This window comes from Candidatus Nitrosacidococcus sp. I8, from assembly GCF_945836005.1.
In the GTDB taxonomy this organism is placed as follows: domain Bacteria; phylum Pseudomonadota; class Gammaproteobacteria; order Nitrosococcales; family Nitrosococcaceae; genus Nitrosacidococcus.
In genome coordinates this window covers 1,767,149-1,787,734 of sequence record NZ_OX241534.1, presented here as the reverse complement: position 1 = coordinate 1,787,734, position 20,586 = coordinate 1,767,149, and the positions used below count along the sequence as shown (strand labels likewise).

Sequence of the window (20,586 nt, the reverse complement as noted above, 5' to 3'; positions counted from 1 at the left end):
TATTAATTTTCAGCCGAAGCAGTCTCTAAATACGCCATTATTGCTGTAATAAGCGATTGACAACCCTGTCCTGTCACAGAGGAAATATAATAAACAGGATTTTGCCAAGAGAGGTGAGTACAAACATTTTTACAGAGATCTCTTAATTCAGTTTCAGGAAGCAAATCTATTTTATTAAATACTAGCCATTGCTCTTGATTTGCTAGTTTAGGGCTAAACTGCTCTAGTTCTTTTAAAATAGTTTGTATGTTAGTAATTGGATCGGCCTGATCGGGGAGAATATCTACTAAATGGATAAGTAGTCTGGTACGACTAAGGTGTTTAAGAAATTGAATTCCTAACCCTGTCCCTTGAGAGGCCCCTTCAATGATGCCCGGAATGTCTGCGATCACAAAACTTTGATCAAATCCAACTCTAACTACGCCAAGGCTGGGATAAAGTGTCGTAAAAGGATAGCTTGCAACTTTAGGGTTGGCTGCCGATATTTGGCGAGTAAAAGTAGATTTACCTGCATTAGGCAACCCCAGTAACCCTACATCAGCTAGTAATTTCAGTTCTAGCCTTAGAGAAAGTTCTTCCCCAAGCTCGCCCTTAGTAAATTTACGTGGTGCTCGATTAGTACTACTCTTAAAGTGAGCATTGCCTAACCCATAACGTCCACCTTTAGCGACTAATAGAGTTTGCTTAGGTGTTGTAAGATCTCCAAAGAAATCCCCTGTTTCTAATTCCCAAGCTTCAGTGCCTACGGGTACAGGAATATAGAGATCTTGCCCGCTCTTGCCTGATTGGAGCTTACCTCTACCACTTTCACCTCTTTGAGCGATAAAGTGATGGTGATGGCGGAAGTCGATTAGGGTATTAATTCTCTCATCGGCAATTAAGTAGGCATCCCCGCCTTTGCCGCCATTACCCCCATTAGGACCTCCAAAGGGGATAAATTTCTCTCTGCGAAAGCTAAGGCAGCCATTGCCTCCTGCCCCAGCTTGCACCTTAATAATGGCCTCGTCTACGAATTTCATTCTATTGAAACCAAATATTAAGAAATAAAATAGAAAATAGTTAAAAAATTACAGATATACTACAAGTTGGCTACTTAATATAAGTAATCTAGATGTTACTCTGCAACAATATTAACATAGGTACGGTTACGGGGTCCTTTTACAGCAAATTGTACCTTTCCTGATGCTGTTGCAAATAGAGTATGATCCCTTCCTAGCCCCACATTATTTCCGGGATGGAATTTAGTACCTCTTTGTCTTACTAGGATATTTCCAGCAAGTACTTGTTCTCCACCGTATTTTTTTATACCTAGCCGCTTAGATTCTGAATCCCTACCATTCCGGGAGCTGCCGCCTGCTTTCTTATGTGCCATAATTTGTTACTCCTATACCTAGCTTGCAGAAATACTATCAATGTGTAATTCAGTAAAATATTGCCGATGCCCCATTTGTTTTTTAGAATGCTTACGACGACGAAACTTAATAATTTTAACTTTTTTTCCTCGTCCATGGCTTTTTACTGTAGCATCTACCTTTGCATTATCGATATAGGGAGTACCGATTTGAGTGCTACCATCAGAGGCTATTAACAATACTTGATCGAGAATAAATTGAGTACCCTCATCAGCATCTATTTTTTCTATTTTAAGGGTATCCCCTTCTTGAACACGATATTGCTTTCCACCACTTTTAATCACTGCATACATAACAGAATGCTTACCTTTTTTTAAAAAACTAATTTAGAATCATTCAGGATATTAGAGTTTATGCTACCCTAGAGAACTATTTAATCTTATGTAAGTAAAAAATAATCTTAAGAATACTCTAACAAAATAGTCAAAAAACTATAATAAATAATTATAATATGGACAATAGCATAATGCTATTCAGTAATAATGAAATTCTCTCAAATTTTTGGTGAAAAATAAGCTCTCTTGAATATACAGCATACATACGATTTAATAACCAATGATATGCAATCTGTTAATGGTATGATCCAACAAAAATTGCATTCTGAAGTAGTACTTATCAACCAATTAGGGCATTATATTATTAATAGTGGTGGTAAACGGCTACGCCCAATAGTAGTGTTGCTGAGTGCCCATGCTTTTAATTATAAGGGTATAAATCATATTGATATTGCTACTATTATCGAATTTATCCATACCGCTACTCTATTACATGATGACGTAGTAGATTCTTCGCAGCTAAGAAGAGGTCAGAAAACAGCAAATAATATCTGGGGCAGTGAAGCTAGTGTTTTAGTAGGAGATTTTCTTTACTCTCGTGCTTTTGAAATGATGGTTAGCGTGGGCAGTATGCGAGTTATGGAAATCTTAGCCCATACAACAAATACAATTGCAGAGGGGGAAGTCATGCAACTATTAAATTGCCATGATCCAGATACTACCGAAGAGCGATATTTAAACGTGATTCGTAGTAAGACTGCAAAATTATTTGAAGCAGCCGCTCAGCTAGGTGCAGTACTTTGTAATGCTTCAGATATAGAAGAAAAAGCAATGGCTGCATATGGTATGCATCTAGGCACTGCATTTCAACTTACGGATGATGTACTGGATTATGGTGCTTCAAGTGAGGATTTAGGCAAGAATATTGGTGATGATTTAGCAGAGGGTAAACCAACCTTACCGTTAATTTATGCTATGCGCCATGGTTCAGAGCTAGAATCTAAAATTATTTTTAATGCAATAAAAGAAGGTGGGCTTGGAAATTTAAATCAAGTTATTAAAGCTATTCAAGTTACTGGAGCAATAGATTATACAGCAGAGGCTGCTCACCGGGAATCACAGAAAGCCATTCAAGCACTTGAATATATTCCTCACTCACTTTATCGAGAATCCTTATCAGATCTAGCACAATTTGCTGTTTCTCGTGCTTACTAAAAGAACGGGGTGTGGCTCAGTTTGGTAGAGCACTGCCTTCGGGAGGCAGGAGTCGCTGGTTCGAATCCAGTCACCCCGACCATCAAATAGACAGTACACTTGACTTTCCTAGTTTTAAAAACTAGTTTTTATGTCCTATATTATTTCAGGAATTATTATTTCTAATTCTATAAATTTTAGCTAAAAAATAGCTAAAAGCACTGCAGTTATCAACTGCAGATTAATTTGGCATATATGCTGAGATGGTTTTGTAATATGTCCTTTCTTTAGTGTTTTATGCCGGTCAATGCGATAGAGGTAGCCATCTTTCTTATGATAAAACGCTCTATTACTATTTTTTTAGTTTTAATTTGCTTAGTAAGCATTGCTTTTTTCTCTTGGAAATACTATGAAAAATATAAAACTAATACAATAGTATCCTCTCCGTTAGCTACGGTAGCCACTACACAAGCACACATAAATAGTTGGCAACCTGTTGCAGAATCTATTGGTAATTTAGTAGCTATCCAAGGAACAAATGTTACTAACGAGATCGAAGGGCTGATCACAAAAATAAATTTCAAATCAGGACAGTGGGTAGAAAAAGGAGTTCTTTTAGTACAACTCAATGATAGTATCGAACAAGCAGATCTAAGAGGATTGATTGCTCAGAACGCCCTTGCATCAGTGCAACTAAAGCGCAATGCACAACTTGTGAAGGGAGATCTAGTTTCACAATCTGACTATGATATTACCCAAGCACAGCTAGAAAGTGATAGAGCAAATGTAGACTCTAAACGTGCTTTAATTCAAAAAAAACATATTACGGCCCCTTTTTCTGGCTTACTTGGGGTACGGCAAGTGAATCTTGGCGAATACTTAACCCCTGGATCGCCTATTGTACTGTTACAAGCCCTAGATCCTATTTATGTAGATTATATGCTTCCAGAGCGTTATTTTTCTTTTCTCTCCATAAATCAAAAAATTTCCATAAAAGTTAAAAGCTATCCCGATAGAGCTTTTATTGGCCATATTACTGCTATTGATCCTGGTTTTGATCCTCAAACCCGTAATATTAAAATTCGGGCTACTTTGAATAACCCTAATTTATTGTTACGTCCAGGGATGTTTTCTGAAGTAAGTACTCTATTACCTGAAAGAAAACAGGCACTTACTGTGCCTAAAATGGCAATTGCTTACAACCCCTATGGAGAGATGATTTATGTAGTTGAAAAACAAGGCAACGATTTTATCGCTCACCAAAGAGCAGTACGAGTAAGAGATGCTTATGGAGATCAGATAGAAATTGTTAAAGGGTTAACAGAGGGGGAGCAAGTGATTATTGCAGGTCAGCTAAAACTTCATAATGGCCAGAAAGTAAAAATTAACAATAGAATAATACCCATACCACATACTGATGAGCCATGAAGTTTACTGATCTTTTTATCCGTCGCCCAGTATTTGCTAGCGTTGTTAATTTACTTATTTTATTGATTGGGCTGCGTGCTTTTACTTTATTAGAATTACGCCAATATCCAGCAAGTACTACGACCGTAATTACAGTAACTACTACTTATGCAGGGGCAAGTAGTGAAATTATTAATAGTTTTATTACCACCCCATTAGAGCAGGCTATTGCTGAAGCAAAAGGTATTGACTATATCATTGCTACCAGCATAGAAGGGAAATCCACCATAGAAGCTCATATGGAGCTGAACTATAACCCAGGTGCTGCTATTGCGGAAATTCAAGCTAAAGTTAACAGCCAAATTGTTTTCTTTCCTCCAGAAACAGAAAATCCCGTAGTTGATTCTAATACGGGGCGAACTACTGCATTAATGTATTTAGCCCTTTCCAGTGATGTCACTCCATTGCATCAAGTCACAGACTATCTACTACGATCGGTCAAACCGAAGATCCAAGCACTTCCTGGAGTAAGTAAAGTTACCCTTTCAGGGGATAAATCTCCAGCCATGCGTATTTGGCTTAATCCTCAGAGGATGGCTGCCTTAGGAGTAACAGGTAGTGATGTAAAAAAGGTGTTACAGAGTAATAACTTTATCTCTGGTGTAGGTAAAACAAAGGGAGGTTATGATTCGGTTAATTTGATTAGTAGTACCAATATTAGCAAAGAGCAAGACTATCGTAATTTGGTCGTTTATGGAAAAAATGGAGCAATTGTTCGGCTTGAGGATATTGGCGATCCTAAATTAGATGTGGAAGACTACAATGCTATCGATTGGCACGATGATCAGTTGGTTATTTTCGTAGGCATTGAGGAATCCCCTGGTTCTAACCCTCTTGAAGTTGCAGATGAAGTTCATAAATTAATTCCTGAGTTACAGAAACAGCTTCCTCCTGGAATTAACTTAGATATTGTCTCTGATTATAGTATTTATATGTCAGAGGCTGTTGATGAAGTATTTCACACGCTTGGGGAGGCGATTGCTATTGTGCTTATTGTAATTTTCCTATTTTTAGGATCATTACGTGCCGCCCTGATTCCTTCTATTGCTGTACCTCTTTCTTTAATAGGATCAGGTTTTTTAATGCTTTCTCTAGGATTTTCTATTAACCTGCTTACTCTACTTGCTATGGTACTTGCTATTGGTTTAGTAGTAGATGATGCCATTATTGTAGTGGAAAATGTTCAACGCCATTTAGAAATGGGTAAATCTCACTTTAGAGCTGCTCTTGATGGAGCTCAAGAATTGGGATTACCTATTATTGCCATGACCACCACTTTAGTTGCGGTCTATGCCCCTATTGGCTTTATGGGAGGATTGGTAGGTACTTTATTTACTGAATTTGCATTTACTGCAGCTTGCGCCGTAATTATTTCTGGAATTGTTGCTATTACCCTATCTCCCATGCTGTCTTCCAAGGTTTTGAAAGCTGCTGATCAAAAAGGAAAGTTTGAACTATGGGTGGAACACTTACTTACTCAGCTTGCTCAATTTTATCAAAGAGTTTTACATCGAACCCTAAATCATATTCCGCTCATTATGATTTTTGCTGCTTTTGTTCTGTGTAGCTTATATCCGCTATATATGAGTGGGCAAAAGGAATTAGCCCCTGCTGAAGATCAGAGCGTTGTAGAATTTGAAGCCACTGGGCCAGAGGTAGCTAATATTGATTACGATAAAATCTATGCCAAGCAGATTTTTGAAATTACTAAAACACTTCCTGAGTATAGGGAGATTTATGTTCTCTTAGGGATGGGCGGAGATATTAATATCATTAAAGGTGGATTTAAAATGTATCCTCCTACCCAGCGTAAACGCTCTCAAATGGAAATACAACCAGATTTACAGCAGCGATTACAGGAGGGCATTACTGCCTATGAAATCTCTGTCTATCATCGCCCAACTCTACCTGGAGTAGGGGGAGCACCTATTCAGTTTATTGTAGAAACAGATACAGATTTCCTTTCTTTAGATCAAGTCGCTCAAGAATTACTTGAAAGAGCCATGGAAAGTGGTAAATTTTCTTTTTTGCAAAAATCTATTAAATATGAGCAGCCTCGAATTTCAATTAATGTAAACCGAGATCTTGCAGGTGATTTAGGTATCACCATGGAAGATATCGGAGAGGATTTAACTACGATGCTAGGTGAGCGTTGGGTAAATCGATTTGATTTAGAGGGTCGTAGCTATAAAGTGATCCCTCAGGTCATTCGTAGCTATCGCTTAGATGAGCATATGCTAGAAAATTACTATACCCGCATTAAAAGTGGAGAAATGATTCCATTATCTACCTTAGTTTCCCTTGAAAAAACGGTAGTACCTAGTAAGAGAATCCAATTTCAGCAGTTAAATGCATTAACTTTGCAAGGAGTTGCTAGCCCTGGAGTCACTATAGGTGATGCTCTATCCTATTTAGAAGAGCAAGCACGGGAAATTTTCCCCCGAGGCTTTAGCTGGGATTATGCAGGAGAATCACGTCAATATGCCCAAGAAGGAAATGCCCTTGCAATTACTTTCTTTTTTGCTTTAATTGTAATTTATCTTGTACTTGCTGCTCAATTTGAAAGCTGGCGAGATCCTATTATTGTGCTTATGTCAGTACCTATGTCTATTGCAGGTGCTTTAATATTCCTCGCTTTAGGGTTTACGACTGTAAATATCTATACAGAGATGGGATTAATTACATTGATTGGTCTTATTGCAAAAAATGGGATTTTAATTGTAGAATTTGCTAACCAGCTACAGATGCATGAAGGGCTTAATAAAAGAGCAGCGGTAGAAAAAGCAGCAAGCATCAGGCTTCGTCCTATTCTTATGACTACCTCTTCCATGATAGTAGGGGTTATTCCGTTAATTATGGCAACAGGTGCAGGTGCAATAAGTAGATACGGAATCGGTTTAATGATTGCTACTGGGTTAGGAATTGGTACTTTCTTTACCTTATTTATTGTGCCGGCAGTTTATGTAATTGTAGCAAGAGAGCATAAGCCAGAAGAGACTCTTGAAGTTACATAGAGTAAGAGTAACTGTCTATCTTTTAGAAAAACAGTACTTCCTTGTACTGTACTTTCCGTATTCTAAGGGTTAGTCTTTTTTAGGCTCTTCGTAATTAGTATTGTACGCAAAAAACCATTCATAACCTTTGAGCATGTAATCCCAATATAAGATAGGAAGCCCTGTTACCTTAATCCACCAATTAAGTAAGCGCTCTTTACGAGGATCTAAAGGGAAGGTAGGGGTCACTTTTCCTCCATAAATAAATTCTGCTAGAATCATTTTTCCATAGCCTGTAGTGAGCGGGCAAGAAGCATAACCTTCATAGCCTTCCTCTATTTCTCCACCTTGAATGAGATGTAATAGGTTTTTTACAACAACAGGTGCCTGTTTACGAACAGCAGCTGCAGTTTTTGAATTAGGTGCAGAGCAAGCATCTCCAAGGGAAAAAACATTTTTATATTGGGTATGCTGCATAGAATGCTTGTGTACATCTATGTATCCTGCTTCGTTAGCTAGTGGGCTAGATTTTACTACTTCTGGAGCGCTTTGAGGGGGGGTAACATGAAGAATATCAAAGTCTAAAGTAATTTTTTCTCCTGTTTTACCTCCGCCTATTACTTCAAAAGTGGCTTGTTTATTCTTTCCATCTACGGCAACTAGATTATGTTGAAACTTAGCATGAATTCCATAGCGAGCAACTACCTTATCTAGTTCTTTAGAGAAAAGCGGTACACCAAACATCACGGGTGCATGAGTGCAAAAATAAAGCGTAGACTCCGTTATTTTATTTTTGCGTAAATGATCTGCAGCTAGGTAGGCAATTTTTTGTGGAGCTCCCGGGCACTTAAAAGGAAGTGGAGGTTGTGTAAAAATAGCCTTTGCTCCTTGGTTAAGCCCTTGTATACATTCCCAAGTATAAGGTGCATAGTCGTGAGAATAGTTACTACATACTCCATTTTTGCCAAGAGTTTCTTTTAACCCTTCTACTTTATCCCAATTTAATTCTAACCCAGGGCAAACCACAAGATAGTCATAGTCTATAAGCTGCCCAGAGGCTAATTTCACTTGATTATTTTGAGGACTAAAACTAGTCACAGAATCCTGAATCCACTCTACGTTAGAAGGAATTAAACTTTTCTCAGAGCGGCGAGTTTTTTCTAGAGAGTATGCACCAGCACCCACTAATGTGAAAGCAGGCTGGTAATAATGATTATTGGATGGTTCAATAATAGCAATATCTAATTTTTTGCCCCCTTTCTTTCTTCTAAGGGAAGCTGCCACTGTGATACCTGCAGCACCACCACCAACAATAACGATCTGATGATGTTTCATATTTGCCATATATACTCCTAATTTTTAAGCAGTTTCTTAAATACATCTTTACTTAAGAAAAGATTTATTTGAGTGATTTCATACCCAAAATTACCTATATAGAGTATGCCATAGCTAGCTATCTTTGGTATATAATCCATAAAGCTCTGTTTTTTTATTCTTGAATAATCTATAAAATAACAACTGATTAAGAATTTAAACTCTGATTTATTTTAGTTTTATAGGCTACCCAATTAATTTTTAAAATTATAAAAAACAAAAGCTAAATGAAATTTTTTCAAATTACTATCCTAGGTGTATTGTTTTATTTTGGGGCTCATCCCTATGCCTACGGATTAACTGCGAGTATTTATGGACAAATACTGACTATGGCAGAATCAGGAGATCTCTCTAGTAGCTGTGTTAATATCGCTGGGAATTATCCCGGATTTAACGTTATCTCTAGTGAGTACGGCAAGAATCCACAGATTTGCCTGGATAAAAGTAGAGAGCACGTCAATGCAATTGAATTTTGGCATACTACTTTTGTAGCAACTGAATCATCAAATCAGATTCGCACCATAAATTTTGAACATAATTTTTTAAATGGCCCTCAAGGATTAATTTTTGGATCCACTCAGATGAAAGGTTTTTTTGCTACAGAAAATGGAATAGGGATACCTACTAAAAATCAAATCTGGTTTATGGGTATACTTAATCAAGCAAACCATGATGATTTTCTCGCCCAAGAGCTTACTTACACCGTAGATGAAGCATTAGAATCAGCTCTATTTGATGAGGAATCAGAAAGTAAGTTTGTGCTTTCTGGACCAAGATCTTTAAGGGGGGTCTTAAATTTTACTCTCCTCCATAAAGGAGATAAGCTAGTGTTGGACCCAGAAACTAGGGTTAGCCTTAATCCTTTTGAAAAGAAAAGAGAGTAAAATCTAAATTTCCTGAAAAGTAATTGGAAATAATTCGAGATAAACGGATCCTAATCGGCGTTAGTGGCAGTATTTCAGCTTATAAAACTGCTGATTTGATTCGTAAATTACGAGATTTAGGTGCTGCAGTTAGAGTAATCATGACTGAAGCTGCTCAGGAGTTTATTACTCCGCTTACTTTTCAAGCCCTAAGTGGCAAAGCAGTCCATACTAAACTTATGGATCCATCACAAGAATTAGCTATGGGGCATATTGCTTTAGCCAGATGGGCAGATCTAATATTAATTGCCCCAGCTTCTGCAGATATTATTGCTCGAATTGTTCAAGGTCGCAGCTATGATTTACTCACTGCTACTTGTTTAGCTACCACTACCCCTATTGCGATTGCCCCTAGTATGAATCAGCAAATGTGGCATGCTATAGCAGTTCAGGAGAATATCGCTACTTTAATTCGCCGAGGAGTAAAAATATGGGGACCTAATAGCGGAAGCCAAGCCTGTGGCGAGTGGGGCTTAGGAAGAATGGTTGAACCTAAAGAACTTATTTATCAAATAGCAAAGTTATTTACCCACCCTTATCTTACAGGATTATCAGTCTTAATTACTGCAGGTCCTACTCGAGAATATTTAGATCCAGTTCGTTTCTTAAGTAATCGGAGTTCTGGGAAAATGGGCTATGCTTTAGCTGCAGCTGCAGAGGCTGCAGGAGCCCAAGTAACCCTAATTAGCGGTCCTACTAATTTGGATGCTCCTGTCGGGATACAAAAAATTAAAATAGATACCGTACAACAAATGAGTGATCAGGTGTTATCACTTATAAGTAAAGCAGATATTTTTATTAGTTGTGCTGCAGTATCGGATTACCAGCCTACTCACATATCATCACAAAAAATAAAAAAAATAGATAAAAAAATAACATTAGAATTAGAACAAACTACAGATATTCTAAAAACAATTGGCGAGCAACCTCATAAGCCTTTTTTAGTAGGGTTTGCTGCTGAGACTGAAGATTATAAAAAAAATGCTAGAGTTAAATTCATAGTAAAAAATCTTGATATGATTGTGGCAAATCCAGTTGGATATCATCAAGGATTTGAAGTAGATGCAAATGAATGTACCGTTATATGGGATAAAGGGGAGATAGATTTTCCTCTATTTCCAAAAACAGTACTTGCTCAAAAACTTATACAACAAATAGCCCGATGCTATTATGAAAAACATCCAAATTAAAATTTTAGATTCCCGCCTAGGTACCGAAATTCCTTTGCCTCATTATGCGACTTCTGGATCAGCTGGATTAGATCTACGGGCTTGTATTTCTAATAATTTAACGATTTTACCAAATACCACAGAACTTATTCCAACAGGATTAGCGATATACATTGCAGATCCTACACTATCTGCTGTACTACTACCTCGCTCTGGGCTAGGGCATAAGCATGGTATTGTTTTAGGTAATTTGGTTGGACTTATTGACAGCGATTATCAAGGGGAAATTCTAATTTCTTGCTGGAATAGAGAATCTAATCCCTTTGTTATTACTGTAGGGGAACGGATTGCTCAAATGGTATTTGTCCCTATCGTTCAAGTTTCATTCGAGACTGTTGAATCCTTTACTGTTAGCCATCGAGGTGAAGGAGGTTTTGGTCATACAGGAAAACATTAATTATAGTTTTTAACTCATCTTACTCCAATAAAATTGGGAGAAATAAATTGAAAAACCAATTACGTGAAGAAAATAACAATATTCCTACCTCTATTTTTAAAGCCTATGATATTCGAGGTATAGTCAATAAAGATCTTACACCTGAAATTGTTTATAACATCGGGCAAGCACTTGGTAGTGAGAATCAAGAATTTCATCACCAAAAAAATATTATAGTAGGGCGAGATGGGCGATTATCTGGTAAAGAGCTCTCTCATGCTCTTATCGAAGGATTACAAAATTCAGGCTGCCACGTAGTAAATATTGGTTTAGTACCTACTCCTATACTCTATTTTGCCACTTATTTTTTAGAAGCTGGGGCAGGTGCCATGGTAACAGGTAGTCATAATCCTCCCAATTACAATGGGTTAAAAATGATTTTAGGAGGAAATACCCTCGCTCTAGAGGCTATCCAAAAGCTACGCCAGAGAATTAAGGATAAAAATTACCTTTATGGGACAGGGAGTGTCAAAACTCTAGATGTTATACCTTCTTATCTTCAAAAAATTATAAATGATATAAAGCTCCTTCGAGCTTTAAAAATTGTTGTTGACTGTGGTAGTGGTGCTGCAGGAGAAGTTGCCCCTTGCTTATATCGAGCAATGGGCAATGAGGTGATAGAGCTGTATTGCAATATTGATGGCTATTTTCCTCACCACCATCCTGATCCTAGCCAGCCGGAGAATTTAAAAGACCTTATCCAAAAGGTTAAGGAAGAAAAGGCAGATATAGGCTTTGCATTTGATGGAGATGGGGATCGCTTAGGTGTAGTTGACTCTAAAGGAAACATAATTTGGCCTGATCGCCAGCTCATGCTCTATGCTAGGGACGTAGTTTCTCGAAACCCAAAGGCAACTATTTTATATGATGTGAAATGTTCCCGTCACTTAGATCCAGTAATTAAAAGTGCTGGGGGTAATCCTATAATGTATAAAACTGGTCACTCTTTAATTAAAGCAAAAATGAAAGAAACAGGTGCTCTATTAGCTGGGGAAATGAGTGGCCATGTCTTTTTTAAAGAGCGATGGTATGGTTTTGATGATGCCTTATATACGGGAGCAAGATTACTTGAGATTTTAGCTAAAAATACAAAAAATTCTGCTGAAATATTCGCTGATCTACCCAATGACATTAGCACTCCAGAAATTAGAGTAGATATGGTCGAAGGAACACATTTCCAATTTATGGAAAAATTACTCCTACACACTCAATTTCCATTAAGTACAAAAATCATTTCTATTGATGGATTACGAGTAGAATTTAAGGATGGTTGGGGTTTGATACGTCCATCCAATACTACCCCTTCACTTATTCTCCGTTTTGAAGCAGATAATACGGTCGCATTAGAACGAATAAAAAATACTTTCAAAGAATTAATGCTACAAGTAGATCCAGAATTAACTTTATCTTTTTAATTTCTATGCAGTCCTCTATTACCGATCGTGCTTTCAATATAGCCCATGTTTTAACTGAAGCCCTACCTTATATCCAACGTTTTTCAGGAAAAACTATCGTGATTAAATACGGTGGTAATGCAATGGTTGATAACGGGCTAAAAGAGAGTTTCGCTCAAGATATTGTGCTGATGAAGCTCGTAGGTATTCATCCTATTGTTGTTCATGGAGGTGGTCCTCAAATTGGACAATTACTCGCAAAAATGGGTAAAGAGAGTGAATTTATTCAAGGAATGCGAGTCACTGATAAAGAAACCATGGATGTAGTAGAAATGGTGCTCGGAGGGCAAGTTAATAAAGAAATTGTCAACCTCATTAATAAGCGAGAAGGTCGTGCTGTTGGGCTAACCGGTAAGGATGGAGGATTGATTCAGGCTGAAAAACTGCATTTAAAGCCAAATATTTCGGATTCTATGGTAGAAAAAAATCCAGAATTGATTGATATGGGCTATGTGGGAAAAGTAAAACAAATCAATACCCAAATCATTTATACGCTTACCCAGGGAAAATTTATTCCTGTGATTGCTCCTGTAGGTGTAGGGGAAGATGGGCATTCTTATAATATCAATGCTGATTTAGTAGCAGGAAAAATTGCCGAATCCCTAAATGCTGAGAAGTTAATATTATTAACTAACACCCAAGGAGTACTGAACAAATCGGGAAATTTACTTACAGGACTCACTGCCACTCAAGTAAATGATTTAATCGCTGATGATACTATCTCTGGTGGGATGCTTCCTAAAATTCAATGTGCTCTTGAAGCTGTAGCTCACGGAGTAAAATCTGCCCATATTATTGATGGGCGAGTACAACATGCAGTATTGCTGGAATTGTTTACTGATGAAGGAATTGGCACATTTATTAAAAATAAATAACATAGTAATTTATTTTTAATAAATGCATATCTTACTCTACACCGTACTGATTTCGATATGCTCGTACTTGAGTTAAATATTGCTCCATACTAGGTGATTTTGATAAAAAAGTAATTAAGTGGGTTAAAGAGGCAATACTCATTACTGGAATACCATATTGAGTAGTAACTTCTTGCACTGCAGATTGGGTATCTTTCCCTCTTTCCTGCCGATCTAAAGAAATAGCTACTCCCATAGGAATTCCTCCTGCATCTTTTATCAGTGTAATAGATTCTCGTACTGAAGTTCCAGCAGAAATTACATCATCCACGATAAGTACTTTTTGACCATCAAGAGGAGCACCAATGATAGTACCACCTTCTCCATGATCTTTTAGCTCTTTACGGTTGAATGCATAACCTATATCTTGCTTAAATTTCTCTGAGAAAGCTATAGCGGTAGCCGTTACTAAAGGAATCCCCTTATAAGCAGGGCCAAATAAAATATCAAATTTAAGATTTTCCTGAGCAATCCGATGAGCATAGAATCTTCCAAGATGAGCTAAATCACTGCCGTAACTAAATAGTCCACTATTAAAGAAATAGGGACTAATTCTTCCTGATTTTAAGGTAAATTCTCCAAATTTAAGGATATTCCTTTCAATTGCGAACTCAATAAATTCTTTCTGATAATCTTTCATTTTTTTAAATAAATATATTTTGAACGCCTATAAGCATTTCCGCTTAATTACATACTGGCACACTTTCTTCCAAGCCATCACATCAACTCCTATGATTATTGCTTTTTTCATGGGTTTTGCAAGTGGATTCCCATTATTACTAACGGGATCGGTACTTCAAGCTTGGATGAAAAAAGAGTATGTAGATCTGAGTACGATTGGATTATTTTCTTTAGTGGGCCTTCCCTATACTTTAAAATTTCTTTGGGCACCTCTATTAGATAGTTATACACCTAAATATTTAGGCCGCCGTCGAGGCTGGTTATTATGGGCGCAAATAGGTTTAATTATTACATTATTTATCTTAAGTTTTACCCATCCTACTGATAGTACCACTATAGCTAGTGTTGCCTTACTGGTTACTTTTTTTTCAGCCCTACAGGATAATATAATTGATGCTTATCGAAGGGAAAGCCTAGCGGATCATGAATTAGGTTTAGGCTCTGCATTTTATGTCAATGGTTATCGTTTAGGAATGTTAGTGGCTTCTGCAGGCGGATTAATCCTTGCCGATTACATCACTTTCCCTCAAGTATACCGCCTATTTACAGTAATCATGCTTGTTGGCGTGATCACTACTTTATTTGCTCCAGAACCTCAAATTCTAGCTAACACTCCTAAAGGGATAAAAGAATCTATTACTGCACCATTTAAAGAGTATTTTTCACGACCTAGTGCCTTACTTATACTATTTTTTATCTTATTTTATAAACTTGGAGATAGCATGGCAGGTCATATGACTATTCCTTTTTATCTCTCATTGGGTTATTCCACCTCTGAAATAGGACTTATTGTTAAAGGATTCGGGTTAAGTGCTACCCTATTTGGTGGAATACTTGGTGGAATATTAATGCTGAAGGTTAGTATTTATCGAGCACTATGGATATTTGGAATCTTACAAGGACTATCCATTCTAGGATTTTCTCTATTAGCTATTTCCAGCCACGGTTTACTAACTCTTATTTTAGTAGTGAGCTTTGAGAATTTTACCTCTGGAATGGGAACTACTGCTTATGCTGCATTTATGGCCAGCTTAACCCATAAACAATTTACAGCGACTCAATATGCTTTACTTTCAAGTTTCATGGGTATTCCCCGGGTTATCATGGCTGCTCCTACAGGGTTTATCGCTGAATATTCAGGGTGGGTATTATTCTTCTTTTTCTGTACTCTATGTGCTATACCTGGGTTGTTATTATTACGTAAACTAGAAAAGCTAGCAGTCTAATTTAGCTCTTAATTCTAAAGGTAGTGCGGTTATCCCATTAATACACACCTGTTTATCTCGACTCGTTGCTCCAGCAACTATATCAATCTTACTTTTATTTACCTTAAATAGTTTTGCTAAAAAATCAATTAGATAAAGATTGGCTTTTCCTTCAATAGGAGGGGCAGTTATTTTTATTTTAATTTGATTTCCATGAATACCTAAAATTTCATTGCGACGTGCATTAGGTTGGAGACGTATACGTAAAATAATCCTATCTTGTATTTGCTCAAACCATGAAGGTGCAATCATATAAAATGAGGGAATAGAGGATCTATAAACATAGATAGCATTTCAAGACCAAATAGAGCGATAATGGGCGATAAATCTATACCACTAACAAGCGGAATAAAATTTCGTATATATTCAAGTGTAGGATTAGTAAGGTAATACAAAGGGATAAGTGCAGGATTATAGCTATTTGGCATAACCCAACTTAACACTGCTCGAAAAATAATTGCTATTTCTAAAATTTTGAACCCTATGCCAATAAGATCCCCAATACTTGCCATCAATAGGGTAAATAGAGAAGGGATTCCAAAAGTTAAACTTGCAATAATAGCTAGCTTCACTAGTGCTAAGATCAGTAATAACGTAATACAAGCAGTATCTATATTACCTATAGGGGGAATATAACGGCGTAAAGGGCGAAGGGTAGGTTGTGTGATTGTAATTAAAAATTGAGCAACAGGATTATGAAAATCGGTTCGTACCCACTGAAGAAATAGGCGTAACATGACTGCTAGAATATAGCAGCTAAAGAGTATATCAATAGCGAATATTAAAGGATTGATGAAATATTGATTAGGCATCATGGGTTGCTCCCAATTCTTGGGTTAATTCTTGAGCACGGTGATGAGCAGCTTGTAAAGCTTGAAAAAAAATCTCTCTGAGATTTGCTTTTTCTAAAGAGAAAATAGCCTGTTCTGTTGTCCCTTTAGGAGAAGTAACTTGTTGTCGTAATATAGCAGCACTTTGATCCTGATGATTAGTTACCATTTTAGCTGCCCCTAATGCAGTTTGAAAAGTAAGTAGACGAGCACTTTGTGGATCTAGCCCTAACTTGACAGCTGCCTCTTCCATAGCCTCCATCACTAGGAAAAAATAAGCAGGACCACTTCCTGATAGGGCAGTGACAATTTCTATTAAGGTTTCATCTTCTAACCAAAGCACTAATCCCACCGCTTGAAATATAGATTCTGCTAATTTTTTCTGATCTACACTTACGTACCTATTGGCAAATAAAGCGGTAGCACCTGCTTGTACTGAAGAGGGAGTATTAGGCATTGCACGCAGAATAGGGACTGGCTTTTTAAACCAATTAGATAGGTCTGTAGTTCTAATACCTGCTGCAATACTTAACCATAGAGGATTATTATCTATTAAATGATTTAATCCCGTAGCAACTCCTTTCATTTGTTGGGGTTTCACTGCTAACACGACCACATCTGCACACTGTGCCCCTTGAATGTTGTTTTCTGTGATATGCACGCCAAAGTGTTGATGTAAGGAATCTAATTTTTTTGGATCTGGATCTGTTACCCAAATATTTTTAGGGCTAAATCCTGTTGTAATCAGACCACTGATAAGACTAAATGTCATATTTCCCCCGCCAATGAAGGTAAGGGTATGATCATTTTTTAATTCCATATATAACTATGTACGATTTATGCGCTTTTTTGAGGGCGAGATCCAAAAATTGCGGTACCTACTCGAACTAAAGTCGCTCCTTCAGCGATAGCGGCTTCTAAATCATCTGTCATCCCTATGGATAGAATATCTAACTCAAATCCTATATTACGTAGCTCACACCATAGATTATATAAAACCTTAAAAGGTTTTCGCTGTTCTTCAAAATCATGGGTAATTGCAGGTACTGTCATGAGCCCCCTTAGGGAGAGATTAGGTATCAATGCTACTTCTTTTGCTAATTTGATTAAATCCTCTGGGAGAACACCTGATTTTGAAGTTTCATCACTGATTTTAACTTGTAAACATATGTTTAATACACCCAGATCTGATGGCCGTTGATCGCTCAACCTTCGAGCGACTTTTAACCGATCTATACTGTGAACCCAACTAAAATGACTTGCAATATCTCGAGTTTTATTTGATTGAATGGGGCCAATAAAATGCCATTCAAAGTTTTCTTTTTTCAATGCTTCAATTTTGGTAAGACCTTCTTGTAAATAATTTTCTCCAAATACTCGCTGTCCGCAAGAAGCCGCAGTTAAGATTGCCTCTGGTGAGCAAGTTTTTGTAGCAGCTAAAAGAGAAACGCTACCGGGCACTCGGTTAAAGCGTTGTTCTGCTTGAGCAATACGCTCATGGACTTGGGCAAGTTGCTGTGCAATATCTACCATATTTCTTCTTAGTTATTCCTAGTTATTGTAAACTTTATTTAAAAATTGAGGGTAAATTACCCTATATGATATAAAAAATTCAAATTTTACCTCTTATTCTATGGATATTAATACACTACTCGCTTTTACTGTTAAAAATGGAGCTTCTGACTTGCATATTTCATCAGGACTTCCCCCTATGGTACGGATGGATGGAGATATTCACCGACTTAGTTTACCTGTCTTAGAGCATAAAGAGGTTTATTCTATGCTCTACAATATCATGAATGACAGACAACGGAAGGAGTATGAAGAAAATCTGGAAACAGACTTTTCTATTAACTTACCTGGCTTTGCCCGCTTTCGTGTTAATGCTTTTACTCAGAACCGAGGAGCTGCTGCAGTGCTTCGAACCATTCCTTCTAAAATACCTAGTTTAGAGGAAATCAATGCTCCTGAAAAATTTAAGGAAATTTCAAATCATCCACGTGGAGTAGTGTTAGTGACAGGTCCTACTGGATCAGGGAAATCTACTACCCTAGCTGCTATGATTAATTATAAGAATGAAAATGAGCACGCTCATATTCTTACTATTGAAGATCCTATTGAATTTGTTCATGAAAGTAAAAAATGTCTTATTAACCAGCGAGAAGTACATCGAGATACCCATGGTTTCAATGAAGCATTAAGATCTGCGTTGCGTGAAGATCCTGATGTTATTCTGGTTGGGGAAATGCGAGATTTAGAGACTATTCGTTTAGCTCTAACAGCGGCAGAAACAGGGCATTTAGTATTTGGTACCCTTCATACTAGCTCCGCGGCAAAAACGATAGATCGTATTATTGATGTTTTTCCAGCAGCAGAAAAGGGTATGGTGCGCTCCATGCTCTCTGAATCATTGCAAGCGATTATTGCCCAAACACTTCTTAAAAAAAATGGTGGAGGAAGAGTAGCAGCCCATGAAATTATTATGGGCACTCCAGCCATTCGTAATCTTATTCGAGAGGATAAAATCTCTCAGATGTACTCTACAATACAAACTAGTCAAGGGATAGGAATGCAAACTTTGGATCAATGTCTTACGGATCTTGTACGTAAAGATTTAATTACTAAACAGGAAGCCGCTAAAAAAGCATTAAGCAAGGATCTTTTTCGATAACTTGCCCTTCCTTCTTAACAATAATGGAGGGATAGCACTTAAAATCAATCTAGCTTATTATGGTTGCATATCATTTCAAAAATCTTAAGTAGCTAGGCTTATTGATTAATAAAATTATATTTGCTTCATTTATTACGATGAAAAACACGCTAGATTATTAGAGAGCAGGTAATGAAAAAATTTCTACAACTTATAGTTTTTATATTAGTAGCAAGTGTATATTCCACTCACACTTGGGCAGAAGGTAATAATCAGTCTCAAGGAGCTGATTATGAAAATTTATCTTGCTTAACAAAAGATAAAAACTATGTGATTCACTTTACCGCATATCAGCCAGCTGCAGCAGAAGAGGGAAAATCAAAATCATTGGCATTTCAACATTATTGCCAAGATCTTCCTGAAATTGGTGCCACTTATATTTCTATTGATCTTTTAGACGAATACGCAAGAAAGAAGCCAATTATGCTCCGAATTGTAGAAATAGATCAGGGAAAAAAAGAAGGTAAACTTTCAGAGAAAAGGACCCTAATTACAGTACCAGAAAAAACTTATGCAGCAGGCTTCATAGAAGCTCAAACTGTATTTGATGAAAAAGGAGTATATGCTGCCATTCTAACCATTGATGGAGAGGACATTTCCATTCCTATGCGGGTAGGAATGAAAGAATCTTTCTCTAAAGAAAAAAAGGTTGGAATAATGATAGCTATCCTTTTCGTAATTGGTTTAGTTGGTTATTTATTCTATCGTTCTAAATCAAAAAACAATGGAGTAAAAGTGTAGAACAGAAACTAATTTAGATAATTTATTGCTATGAGATCATTACTATTTTTTTTAATGTCGTTTGCCGCTATCTCAGTACCTGCTGGTGAAAATAATTCAAAATTACCGGAAGAGATTCAATCTGCTGTTTCTCCGTCAGGAATAGATACTATCTCTGATTCGTTTGATATGGCTAATGACCAAGGTATGTTTCTTTGGAATGCAGATTCTAGAAACTATCTCCATTGCGCTAAGAAGATATCAGCCATAAGAATACTTTGTGAAGCAGGCGAAGCAATAGGTAATTTAGGTATACGTGCTCCTTTTAATATTTTTGAAGAAGCTGGATTTGGCGCAAAAAGTTGGGCAATGGCAGCAGGAAGTATAATACCAGGACCTGGCCATCTGATGGGCGGAGTATTAGGACTTGGTATCGGTGCTTTTAAAGGGATGGCTGAAGGAGTAGTTTACTCCTATCCTGCACTTATTGAAGAGCCCTCTATTATGGAAGTACCTACAGGAAGAGATCGAGCAAAAAAGCTAGTCACAGAACAAATATCAAGCCCATTCTACAAAGCTCACACTAATGAAGAGAAGTATCAAGCTGGAAAAGCACTTTTATCTATTGGAGATGCTTTCTCAGCTAAAGAGCGGGCTATTGCAAGAGCAAAGAATTTAGTGCTGGCGGCACAGCAAAGAGGTAGATAAT

General features: G+C 37.2%; 21 protein-coding genes and 1 tRNA gene. 13 read left to right on the top strand and 9 right to left on the bottom strand.

Features of this window, described 5'->3' with window-relative positions; genetic code table 11:
• Positions 1-2 precede the first annotated feature (2 nt).
• The 3 genes from cgtA to rplU all read right to left on the bottom strand — a co-directional run bounded on the left by cgtA (position 3) and on the right by rplU (position 1,705).
• On the bottom strand, positions 3-1,019 hold the full coding sequence (gene cgtA / locus OOL07_RS08840) for an Obg family GTPase CgtA (RefSeq protein ID WP_264696208.1): 1,017 nt from the start codon (positions 1,017-1,019) through the stop codon (positions 3-5).
• A 95-nt stretch (positions 1,020-1,114) separates the two neighbouring features.
• The gene (rpmA, locus tag OOL07_RS08835; RefSeq protein ID WP_264696206.1) at positions 1,115-1,372 is read right to left on the bottom strand and encodes a 50S ribosomal protein L27; all 258 of its coding nucleotides are present in this window, start codon (positions 1,370-1,372) and stop codon (positions 1,115-1,117) included.
• 18 nt (positions 1,373-1,390) lie between these two features.
• Positions 1,391-1,705 (bottom strand): 50S ribosomal protein L21, encoded by a 315-nt coding sequence (gene rplU / locus OOL07_RS08830; protein WP_264696205.1) that lies wholly within the window; start codon positions 1,703-1,705, stop codon positions 1,391-1,393.
• 228 nt (positions 1,706-1,933) lie between these two features.
• Here rplU and ispB point away from each other — a divergent pair, with 228 nt between their 5' ends.
• The 4 genes from ispB (at position 1,934) to OOL07_RS08810 (ending at position 7,362) form a co-directional block, all read left to right on the top strand.
• The gene (ispB, locus tag OOL07_RS08825; protein WP_264696204.1) at positions 1,934-2,902 is read left to right on the top strand and encodes an octaprenyl diphosphate synthase; all 969 of its coding nucleotides are present in this window, start codon (positions 1,934-1,936) and stop codon (positions 2,900-2,902) included.
• A 5-nt stretch (positions 2,903-2,907) separates the two neighbouring features.
• A tRNA-Pro gene (locus OOL07_RS08820) sits at positions 2,908-2,984 on the top strand.
• A 230-nt stretch (positions 2,985-3,214) separates the two neighbouring features.
• The gene (locus OOL07_RS08815; protein WP_264696203.1) at positions 3,215-4,309 is read left to right on the top strand and encodes an efflux RND transporter periplasmic adaptor subunit; all 1,095 of its coding nucleotides are present in this window, start codon (positions 3,215-3,217) and stop codon (positions 4,307-4,309) included.
• Positions 4,306-7,362, top strand: coding sequence for an efflux RND transporter permease subunit (locus tag OOL07_RS08810; protein ID WP_264696202.1), 3,057 nt, complete (start codon positions 4,306-4,308; stop codon positions 7,360-7,362). The genes OOL07_RS08815 and OOL07_RS08810 overlap by 4 nt, the downstream gene beginning before the upstream one ends.
• A 69-nt stretch (positions 7,363-7,431) precedes the next feature.
• Here the strand turns inward: OOL07_RS08810 and OOL07_RS08805 are convergent, their stop codons facing one another.
• A complete protein-coding gene (locus OOL07_RS08805; RefSeq protein WP_264696201.1) occupies positions 7,432-8,685 on the bottom strand; it encodes an NAD(P)/FAD-dependent oxidoreductase in 1,254 nt (417 codons plus the stop codon).
• Positions 8,686-8,942: 257 nt separating this feature from the next.
• On the opposite strand from OOL07_RS08805, the gene OOL07_RS08800 reads away from it, so the two are divergent.
• The 5 genes from OOL07_RS08800 to argB are packed head-to-tail and all read left to right on the top strand — an operon-like array spanning position 8,943 to position 13,632.
• Positions 8,943-9,599 carry a hypothetical protein gene (locus tag OOL07_RS08800; protein WP_264696200.1) on the top strand — a complete coding sequence of 219 codons (657 nt, stop codon included), beginning with the start codon at positions 8,943-8,945 and terminating at the stop codon, positions 9,597-9,599.
• 23 nt (positions 9,600-9,622) lie between these two features.
• A complete protein-coding gene (coaBC, locus tag OOL07_RS08795; protein ID WP_264696199.1) occupies positions 9,623-10,828 on the top strand; it encodes a bifunctional phosphopantothenoylcysteine decarboxylase/phosphopantothenate--cysteine ligase CoaBC in 1,206 nt (401 codons plus the stop codon).
• Complete coding sequence (gene dut / locus OOL07_RS08790; RefSeq protein ID WP_319804032.1) at positions 10,809-11,264, top strand: dUTP diphosphatase; 456 nt, start codon at positions 10,809-10,811, stop codon at positions 11,262-11,264. Before coaBC ends, dut begins: the two co-directional genes overlap by 20 nt.
• A gap of 47 nt (positions 11,265-11,311) precedes the next feature.
• Positions 11,312-12,718, top strand: a complete 1,407-nt coding sequence (locus OOL07_RS08785; RefSeq protein WP_264696197.1) for a phosphomannomutase/phosphoglucomutase — start codon at positions 11,312-11,314, stop codon at positions 12,716-12,718.
• 5 nt (positions 12,719-12,723) lie between these two features.
• Entirely contained in the window at positions 12,724-13,632 is a 909-nt protein-coding gene (gene argB, locus OOL07_RS08780) for an acetylglutamate kinase (RefSeq protein ID WP_264696195.1), read from the top strand.
• A gap of 31 nt (positions 13,633-13,663) precedes the next feature.
• Here the strand turns inward: argB and pyrE are convergent, their stop codons facing one another.
• Positions 13,664-14,311: an orotate phosphoribosyltransferase gene (gene pyrE, locus OOL07_RS08775; protein ID WP_264696194.1), complete on the bottom strand. Its 648-nt coding sequence runs from the start codon at positions 14,309-14,311 to the stop codon at positions 13,664-13,666.
• Positions 14,312-14,402: 91 nt separating this feature from the next.
• On the opposite strand from pyrE, the gene OOL07_RS08770 reads away from it, so the two are divergent.
• A complete protein-coding gene (locus tag OOL07_RS08770) occupies positions 14,403-15,578 on the top strand; it encodes an AmpG family muropeptide MFS transporter (protein WP_264696193.1) in 1,176 nt (391 codons plus the stop codon).
• Here OOL07_RS08770 and OOL07_RS08765 read toward each other — a convergent pair.
• Genes OOL07_RS08765 through OOL07_RS08750 form a run of 4 tightly spaced genes read right to left on the bottom strand, consistent with a single transcriptional unit; the run spans position 15,567 to position 17,980 of the window.
• The gene (locus OOL07_RS08765; protein ID WP_413774134.1) at positions 15,567-15,866 is read right to left on the bottom strand and encodes a DUF167 family protein; all 300 of its coding nucleotides are present in this window, start codon (positions 15,864-15,866) and stop codon (positions 15,567-15,569) included. The genes OOL07_RS08770 and OOL07_RS08765 overlap by 12 nt on opposite strands.
• Positions 15,866-16,432, bottom strand: a complete 567-nt coding sequence (locus OOL07_RS08760; protein WP_264696191.1) for a YggT family protein — start codon at positions 16,430-16,432, stop codon at positions 15,866-15,868. The genes OOL07_RS08765 and OOL07_RS08760 overlap by 1 nt, the downstream gene beginning before the upstream one ends.
• The gene (proC, locus tag OOL07_RS08755; protein WP_264696190.1) at positions 16,422-17,267 is read right to left on the bottom strand and encodes a pyrroline-5-carboxylate reductase; all 846 of its coding nucleotides are present in this window, start codon (positions 17,265-17,267) and stop codon (positions 16,422-16,424) included. The genes OOL07_RS08760 and proC overlap by 11 nt, the downstream gene beginning before the upstream one ends.
• A 17-nt stretch (positions 17,268-17,284) precedes the next feature.
• Positions 17,285-17,980, bottom strand: coding sequence for a YggS family pyridoxal phosphate-dependent enzyme (locus tag OOL07_RS08750; protein WP_264696189.1), 696 nt, complete (start codon positions 17,978-17,980; stop codon positions 17,285-17,287).
• Between the two features lie 100 nt (positions 17,981-18,080).
• Here OOL07_RS08750 and OOL07_RS08745 point away from each other — a divergent pair, with 100 nt between their 5' ends.
• The 3 genes from OOL07_RS08745 to OOL07_RS08735 all read left to right on the top strand — a co-directional run bounded on the left by OOL07_RS08745 (position 18,081) and on the right by OOL07_RS08735 (position 20,585).
• Positions 18,081-19,118, top strand: a complete 1,038-nt coding sequence (locus OOL07_RS08745) for a type IV pilus twitching motility protein PilT (protein ID WP_264696188.1) — start codon at positions 18,081-18,083, stop codon at positions 19,116-19,118.
• A 171-nt stretch (positions 19,119-19,289) separates the two neighbouring features.
• A complete protein-coding gene (locus OOL07_RS08740; protein WP_264696187.1) occupies positions 19,290-19,898 on the top strand; it encodes a hypothetical protein in 609 nt (202 codons plus the stop codon).
• Positions 19,899-19,928: 30 nt separating this feature from the next.
• Entirely contained in the window at positions 19,929-20,585 is a 657-nt protein-coding gene (locus OOL07_RS08735) for a hypothetical protein (RefSeq protein WP_264696186.1), read from the top strand.
• The last annotated feature ends 1 nt before the right edge of the window (position 20,586 follow it).

What these genes read in the sequence shown, in the direction of transcription:
- cgtA (WP_264696208.1), bottom strand. Translation starts at nt 1,019, where the DNA reads ATGAAATTCGTAGACGAGGCCATTATTAAGGTGCAAGCTGGGGCAGGA.
- rpmA (WP_264696206.1), bottom strand. Translation starts at nt 1,372, where the DNA reads ATGGCACATAAGAAAGCAGGCGGCAGCTCCCGGAATGGTAGGGATTCA.
- rplU (WP_264696205.1), bottom strand. Translation starts at nt 1,705, where the DNA reads ATGTATGCAGTGATTAAAAGTGGTGGAAAGCAATATCGTGTTCAAGAA.
- OOL07_RS08815 (WP_264696203.1), top strand. Translation starts at nt 3,215, where the DNA reads ATGATAAAACGCTCTATTACTATTTTTTTAGTTTTAATTTGCTTAGTA.
- OOL07_RS08810 (WP_264696202.1), top strand. Translation starts at nt 4,306, where the DNA reads ATGAAGTTTACTGATCTTTTTATCCGTCGCCCAGTATTTGCTAGCGTT.
- OOL07_RS08805 (WP_264696201.1), bottom strand. Translation starts at nt 8,685, where the DNA reads ATGGCAAATATGAAACATCATCAGATCGTTATTGTTGGTGGTGGTGCT.
- OOL07_RS08800 (WP_264696200.1), top strand. Translation starts at nt 8,943, where the DNA reads ATGAAATTTTTTCAAATTACTATCCTAGGTGTATTGTTTTATTTTGGG.
- dut (WP_319804032.1), top strand. Translation starts at nt 10,809, where the DNA reads ATGAAAAACATCCAAATTAAAATTTTAGATTCCCGCCTAGGTACCGAA.
- argB (WP_264696195.1), top strand. Translation starts at nt 12,724, where the DNA reads ATGCAGTCCTCTATTACCGATCGTGCTTTCAATATAGCCCATGTTTTA.
- pyrE (WP_264696194.1), bottom strand. Translation starts at nt 14,311, where the DNA reads ATGAAAGATTATCAGAAAGAATTTATTGAGTTCGCAATTGAAAGGAAT.
- OOL07_RS08770 (WP_264696193.1), top strand. Translation starts at nt 14,403, where the DNA reads ATGATTATTGCTTTTTTCATGGGTTTTGCAAGTGGATTCCCATTATTA.
- OOL07_RS08760 (WP_264696191.1), bottom strand. Translation starts at nt 16,432, where the DNA reads ATGATGCCTAATCAATATTTCATCAATCCTTTAATATTCGCTATTGAT.
- proC (WP_264696190.1), bottom strand. Translation starts at nt 17,267, where the DNA reads ATGGAATTAAAAAATGATCATACCCTTACCTTCATTGGCGGGGGAAAT.
- OOL07_RS08750 (WP_264696189.1), bottom strand. Translation starts at nt 17,980, where the DNA reads ATGGTAGATATTGCACAGCAACTTGCCCAAGTCCATGAGCGTATTGCT.
- OOL07_RS08745 (WP_264696188.1), top strand. Translation starts at nt 18,081, where the DNA reads ATGGATATTAATACACTACTCGCTTTTACTGTTAAAAATGGAGCTTCT.
- OOL07_RS08740 (WP_264696187.1), top strand. Translation starts at nt 19,290, where the DNA reads ATGAAAAAATTTCTACAACTTATAGTTTTTATATTAGTAGCAAGTGTA.
- OOL07_RS08735 (WP_264696186.1), top strand. Translation starts at nt 19,929, where the DNA reads ATGAGATCATTACTATTTTTTTTAATGTCGTTTGCCGCTATCTCAGTA.